General features: G+C 33.6%; 6 protein-coding genes and 1 pseudogene (1 of these 7 only partly in view). 5 read left to right on the forward strand and 2 right to left on the reverse strand.

Annotated features, from left to right (window positions below; all coding sequences use genetic code 11):
• The first annotated feature begins 434 nt into the window (after nucleotides 1-434).
• From A2255_09255 to A2255_09275, 5 genes are all read left to right on the forward strand, one after another.
• Nucleotides 435-1,415 (forward strand): hypothetical protein, encoded by a 981-nt coding sequence (locus tag A2255_09255; protein OGI19154.1) that lies wholly within the window; start codon nucleotides 435-437, stop codon nucleotides 1,413-1,415.
• 142 nt (nucleotides 1,416-1,557) lie between these two features.
• Entirely contained in the window at nucleotides 1,558-2,754 is a 1,197-nt protein-coding gene (locus tag A2255_09260; protein OGI19155.1) for a hypothetical protein, read from the forward strand.
• A 119-nt stretch (nucleotides 2,755-2,873) separates the two neighbouring features.
• Nucleotides 2,874-3,161: an asparaginyl/glutamyl-tRNA amidotransferase subunit C gene (locus A2255_09265; GenBank protein ID OGI19156.1), complete on the forward strand. Its 288-nt coding sequence runs from the start codon at nucleotides 2,874-2,876 to the stop codon at nucleotides 3,159-3,161.
• A 51-nt stretch (nucleotides 3,162-3,212) separates the two neighbouring features.
• On the forward strand, nucleotides 3,213-4,856 hold the full coding sequence (locus tag A2255_09270) for a CTP synthase (protein OGI19157.1): 1,644 nt from the start codon (nucleotides 3,213-3,215) through the stop codon (nucleotides 4,854-4,856).
• Between the two features lie 14 nt (nucleotides 4,857-4,870).
• Entirely contained in the window at nucleotides 4,871-5,263 is a 393-nt protein-coding gene (locus tag A2255_09275) for a cytidine deaminase (GenBank protein OGI19158.1), read from the forward strand.
• A 6-nt stretch (nucleotides 5,264-5,269) separates the two neighbouring features.
• Here A2255_09275 and A2255_09280 read toward each other — a convergent pair whose 3' ends face one another.
• On the reverse strand, nucleotides 5,270-6,535 hold the full coding sequence (locus tag A2255_09280; protein ID OGI19159.1) for a hypothetical protein: 1,266 nt from the start codon (nucleotides 6,533-6,535) through the stop codon (nucleotides 5,270-5,272).
• Between the two features lie 16 nt (nucleotides 6,536-6,551).
• A pseudogene (locus tag A2255_09285) lies at nucleotides 6,552-7,032 on the reverse strand (hypothetical protein) (it continues 341 nt past the right edge of the window).

Raw genomic sequence — 7,032 nt, forward strand, 5'->3', positions numbered from 1 at the left:
CATATCTTTCTCCTTTTTCTCTTTGATATGTCTATATTTTAACATATTTTAGTTATGCGGTAATCTTTTATAAGGCTTTATGCCTTTCTAATAAAGGCATCTACATGAACAAAAAGAAAAAGATCGAGCAAAGCTCGATCAAATAGCTGGATCGTGTCTGGGTAAGAGTCGAATATATGCGTGTGTAGTATTATAAAACCAAGTTTGCGATAAAATATAAATTCCCCAACAGGGTAGTATGCTGGTATAATAAACATATGCAATAGTAATATGAATTTTTCCACTCCCTCTAAATGCCTTATTTGTAAAGTAAAAAGGCACTATTAGTAACTCAAATACAACTTATTCAATTGAATTATCTCTAAGGCATTCTCTTAATACTGATTTTAAGGCGATTTATTGCAAATTTATTTGAAATTATAAAATGAAGAATTATGAAGTTATTCGGCAAAAAAACTAGTTCAATTATATTTCTAATACCTATACTTATTACTATAGGCATGGTAATTCTGTTTCATAATCAGGCTTCCATTTATTTTAAACAAGTTGTAGCCTTTTATTATGTTTTTAAGGGAGATCAAGACTACCAAAAAAGGCAATATCAAAATGCAATCAATAACTATAATTACGCTCTTCAACTATATCCCGAACATTCCAAGGCGCAATATAATTTAGGTAATATTTATACTACATTTGAGGATTTTTACAGTGCAATTGGTTGCTACGAAAAAACTTTAAATATTCAACCTAACTATATTAATGCCAGGATTAATCTTGGAATTTTATTATCTGAACAGATACACGATATTGATAGAGCTATAAACGAGTATATTAATGCGGTTAACTCAAATCCTGGCAAAATAAAAATTCCATTCTTATACGATAATTCAAAATATCTAAAAGTTAGCAAAGCTATTGCTTATTATAATCTTGGTCTTGCTTATAGAGCTAAGTCACTGTTGTACGGTTATGACAGCATTAGTTCCAGAGGCTTTTTGATGAATGCTGCTGACAATTACAAAAAATCCTTGGAAATTGAACCTAATAATTATGATGCGAGATATAATCTAGCTCTAACACTGCATATCCTGGGCAATTATAGTGAAGCACTTCAGGAATACTGTAAAGCCATAAAAATTGCACCTTTAAATTATGATGTACATTACAACCTTGCATTATTGTTAAAGCAAATGGGCAGATATCAAGATTCATTACAAGAACTTGAACAAGCTAGTCTGATTTTAAGTGCAAAAGGAGAAAGCGACAAAACCCAATATGTCTACCAAATTTTAGGTGATGTAAGATTAAAAGCCAATATAAAGAGAGAGAAAAAGAATAGAGATAAAGACAAAACAGACAATCAGGAAGTGCCTTTTGACGAAATAATAAAGTCATGTGACATTTGTAAAAAATAAAGACAAACATTAATCAAAATTTATCATCCAATTAAATGCTAAACTATAGTAAAATATATTGATATATTAGCAAGCTATACACTTAAAAAATGTTAGAGTTTAAACTCTGATTATTTTATGGATTTCTAGTAGGAGTATTCCCTTGAAAGTAGTTGGATACGTAAACTCTTATAAAACTCATAAAGATGATAGATTTCTCGAAATAAAAAGCCAGAAAGAAAAAATATCTGAGTTTTGCCAAAAACATAATCTCGAACTGGTTAAAATATATGAGGAAACCATTAATAATGCTGATTTCCCACCTGTATTAACCAGATTGATAAATGATGCTGCAAATAAAAATTTTGAGCATATTGTAGTTTTAAAGATTGATATACTAGCCAAAGACAATCTGACCAAAACCTGGGTGACATCAGAGTTAAACAGACATAATATTAGAATTTATTCTATTGCTGAATTCAATGCCTCAAAACCTAGCACTGCTTCGATTAGCGAATCAAAGCTAGTAAAATATAAAGTCAAAGATATTCCTTCATTACCTGAAGTTGTCACAAAAGTTATGGAATTGGTACAAAATCCAAATTCTTCAGCTGCACAATTAAGCAAGGTGATATCTCACGACACAGGTTTAACATCAAGAGTATTGAAGCTTGTAAACTCTGCCTACTATGGTTTTCCAAAACAAATTAGTTCTATCCAGCATGCAATAATGATCCTGGGTTTTACCACAATAAGGGGACTTGTCTTATCTTCAACCATTTTCAAGATATTTGCCCCTAAAAATGATCGGGTTAAAGTTTTAGACTATAAAAGATTATGGAAACATTCATTAATTACTGCAATAGCAGCAAAAAGAATTAATAAGTTCCTACGTTTACAGGAAGATGACGATATATTCAGCTCTGCAATCCTGCACGATATTGGAAAAATAATACTTGACCAGTATGATCATGAAAACTATATCAGTGCTCTTCAGGAAGCCCCTCATCCTATGGATAACAGAATGATGTTTGCAGAAAAGAGATATTGTGGAATTAACCACCAGGATCTGGGATATCTTGTTGCAGAAGAATGGAATTTGCCACCAGGACTGATTAATGTTATACATTATCATCATTATCCACTCGAAGCTCTAGAACACACCCGGCTAACAAGCATCGTATATGTTGGAAATATTATTGCTCATATAGCACTGGACTTTGATAATTTTGATATCGGATTATTTGATGAAAGAGTTTTGGAATATTTAAGCCTGGATGAAGATAATCTTTGTCAAATAAATTCAGAAGTAATGCTTGAAATAGAAAATATAGAAGACTTGGAATCATTCCTCAGATAAATGCAGGCCATAATATGAAGTTAATTATCAAAAAATCACCTTGATATTTCTTCACTTAATTAAAAATTTTAAAAGTGTTTCTACTATAATAAATTTAAATACTAAACTGGAGTATAAAATTGATCACGATACAAGAAGTTGAACACGTAGCTAAATTAGCCAGATTAGCTTTAAGTGAAGAAGAAAAGGTTAAATTTGCTGAGCAATTAGGCAATATTTTAGACTATTTTAATCAACTGAAAGAAGTAAACACTGAAAACGTTGAGCCTATGACTCAAGCAATCCCCAAAGTGAATATTATGAGAGAAGATAAGGTATGGGAGCCTTGTAATCGTGAGGAAATTCTTACAAATGCACCTCAAGAAGAGGATGGCTATTTTAAGGTTCCAAGAATAATTGAAGAGTAAATCTTAGCAAATATAGCGAAGTAATAAGATCAGCAAGTAAAGGATTGTAAGATGACTACTAAATATATTTTTGTAACGGGTGGAGTTGTTAGTTCACTAGGTAAAGGGATAGTTGCAGCATCATTAGGTAACCTCTTAAGAGCAAGAGGATATTCAGTTACAATACAGAAATTTGACCCTTATATAAATGTTGATCCGGGAACTATGAGCCCTTTTCAACATGGAGAAGTTTTTGTCACTGATGATGGCGCAGAAACAGACTTGGACTTAGGACACTATGAGAGATTTACAAATACAAATCTTGAAAAAATTAATAATGTAACTGCTGGAAGCATTTATTTAAGTGTTATTACCAAAGAAAGAAAAGGTGATTATCTGGGAGCTACAGTTCAAACAATCCCACATATTACAAACGAAATTAAAAGCAGATTAAAAGAAGCTGCAAAACATAAACCTGACTTCCTAATTGCTGAAATAGGGGGTACTGTAGGTGACATCGAAGGCCTCCCATTCTTAGAAGCTATCAGACAATTTAAAACTGAAGCAGGACACGGAAATACTGTGTTCATTCACGTTACTCTGGTTCCATACTTAAATGTTTCCGGTGAATTAAAAACAAAACCATCGCAGCATAGTGTAATTACACTTAGAAGTATTGGTATACAACCTGATATTTTAGTATGCAGGACACAAAGACCAATACCAAAATCTGAAAGAAAGAAATTAGCTTTATTTACAAGCGTTCCTGTAGAAGCTGTGATTGAATGTAAAGATTTAAAATCGATTTATGAGGTTCCTATAGCTCTTGCAGAAGAAGGTTTGGACAAAGAAGTTCTAAAAATATTACATATTGAAAACACTGAACCAGAGCTAGAACCCTGGAAAGAACTTTTAACAAAAATTAAAAACCCAACACATACTGTTAAAATCGCAATTGCCGGAAAATACACTAAACTTTCTGATGCTTATATATCTGTAGTAGAAGCATTGAAGCATGCTGGAGCTGCTGTTGGCGCAAGTATCGAGCTTAAATGGATATCATCTGAAGATTGTGTAGACTATAAAAAGGCAAAAGAAGCTCTGTGCGATGTTGATGGAATTGTTGTTCCAGGTGGTTTTGGTATACGGGGCATCGAAGGTAAAGTTAATGTTATCAGGGTTGCAAGAGAGTCTAATATTCCATTTTTAGGATTATGTCTTGGCATGCAATGCGCGGTAATTGAATTTGCAAGAAATGTAGCAGGACTTAAGGAAGCCAATAGTTCTGAATTTACCCCGGAAACCTCACAACCAGTTATCGATTTAATGCCGGATCAGGAAGGATTTACTGATTACGGTGGAACCATGAGATTGGGTTCATATGAGTGTCATCTGTTAGAAAATTCTAAAACTATAAATGCTTATGGACAAGATATAATTTATGAGCGCCATAGACACAGATATGAAGTAAACAACGAGTTTAGGGACATATTATCTAATGCAGGCTTGGTATTTTCTGGCCTTTCTCCAGATAAAAGACTTGTTGAAATCATTGAATTACCAAGCCATAAATGGTTTGTAGCAAGTCAATTCCATCCTGAATTTAAGTCTCGTCCACAAAGTCCACATCCTTTATTTTTAGGATTATTAAAAGCTGTTATTGAAGATGTAAAAAATGATTCTAAATTAACAGCAGCAACATTAAAAAACAATTAATAAGATAATTAATTATGCAAAATATAGATCCAAATCATCTCCTTAAATTAGCCTCTAAAGCTGCAGAAAATGCTCACGCTCCATACTCAAAATTCAATGTTGGAGCTTGTGCATTGTTTGAAGATGGAAGTATTTATAAAGGCTGTAATGTTGAAAATGCAAGTTATGGCTTAACTCTTTGCGCCGAAAGAAATGCAATTTCAACCGCAATAACTGAAGGTAAAAAAGCAGGGCTTGTTGCTATCGCAATATATAGTCCAAATTCTAAATTATGCTATCCATGTGGAGCCTGTAGACAGTGGATCGCTGAGTTTTCAAAAGACGCACTTATCATAGTTGAAGACTCCGATGGAACACACCTAACCTATACTATTTCTGAGCTTTTACCAAAATCTTTTACGCTTTAAATCACTTTATGGATGATCAGATACCTTGGGATTAGTAAAGTAAACTTGAGTAGCACCTGAAGTAGTTATTGGCGTATGACCTGCACTATGCCATCCAACATACTCAGAACCATCCGGTATACCATCACCATCAGTATCCGAATTATCTTTATCTGTGCCAATAGTATCTTCTAAAATATCAATAAGTCCATCATTATCATCATCCTGACTAATATCTCTATATTTTATTAACCTGGAATGATGTAAAACAGCAAATGCATCAACATCAGTTCCGGGATAATCAGAACTGGCTGCTACAGGAGTTGCCAAATCATCTGGATTAAATCCGTCTTCTACACAGTCATCTACTATTTTGACCTGTGTAGCATTTTTGACAGCACCCCCATCATAAATTAAATTTCCATCTGGATCATAGCATCTCTTGCCTATATCAAAGTATCCACTACCATAGAATTTTGCCTGTTTTATTATCCATGTGTTGTTTCCATAAATTACATCAACTAAATAAGAACCGACTTTATCTGTTGGTGCAGCCCCAGAAGCTGGTATGCCAGTACAACTAACATTAACCCACCTTATATCTGCTAAATTTGGAGTATTAAACTGGTCAAGTACTCCTATATAAACAAAATAACCATCAAGGAATCCCGTTTCCTTTACGTACAACTCAGCTCCTTCCTGATCTACGATAGGAACTGGTAGCCGAAAACTGGTATAACCACATTGGTTCATTCTAAGACCATTTCCATCAGGATATCCATGTAAGCTAGATTTATTACCCCAGGATATATTAACCACACTTCCCACACTAGGGACTCTTGGAAGAAAAGGACTTAAATAAAAAGGATCTGACATAGCTGCGGCCTGTGCAAGCACATTAACACTTTTTAAGCCTAAAACACTCATAAAATAAAGATTAGCTTCTGCACTAACTGTAATGCCTACCGCCTTAGAAGATATAACAGGAGTAATATTGGTTATTGAAGCAGAACTAATAAGGGGATTATTCGCTTTTATCTTATTAAATATATCTGTAACTGTATTTATATTTGATGTATTTATACTTATTATACCAGTAGTACTACTCTCCTTAGTCTCAAGGTTAGTAGTAGCAGCCAGGACAGAAGTTTCAGCAGCTTTTTGAAGCTCTTGCTGAGTAATCATAACCATTCCTAAATCAATAACCAGGCCCGCAAAAGCAAATATGGTCATTATGCCTAATACGAATATTACAAGTGCAGAGCCTGAAAACTTTTTATAGTTTTTCCTCATTATATATTTATTATCCTCACTGACTTGTCACAAATTTAGCATCAGGATCTAAAATAGACGTAGATTCATTAAATACATACATATCCTGTGTCTTTAAATATGCCCAATATGTATTTGGAACCAATAAACTAGAATTAACAGCCTGTGCACTATGTAATACGATTTCATTAGGAATGATATCACCTGTTAAAATACGTGGCAAAGTAAAAGCAGGAAAATACCGATATGTAACATTAATAATCGATACCTGACTTGCAAGATCCTTAACTATATTTACTTCTAGTGTTCCATCATACATCATATTATGGGCTTTAAAATAATTCTGTAGGTTCCATGTTAGCTCATTTTCAATTCTTGTAACCTTTGATGTTGCGTCGCCAGGCATATATGCAATCTCACTAAGTTTGGGGATACACATTTTCACTGCCTCAGCAAGAGTATTTCTAGCAACAATAGCATAGCCATACTCAATAAGAATGAGAAGGATTATCACAATA

It is taken from the genome of Candidatus Melainabacteria bacterium RIFOXYA2_FULL_32_9 (assembly GCA_001784615.1).
GTDB lineage: Bacteria > Cyanobacteriota > Vampirovibrionia > Gastranaerophilales > UBA9579 > UBA9579.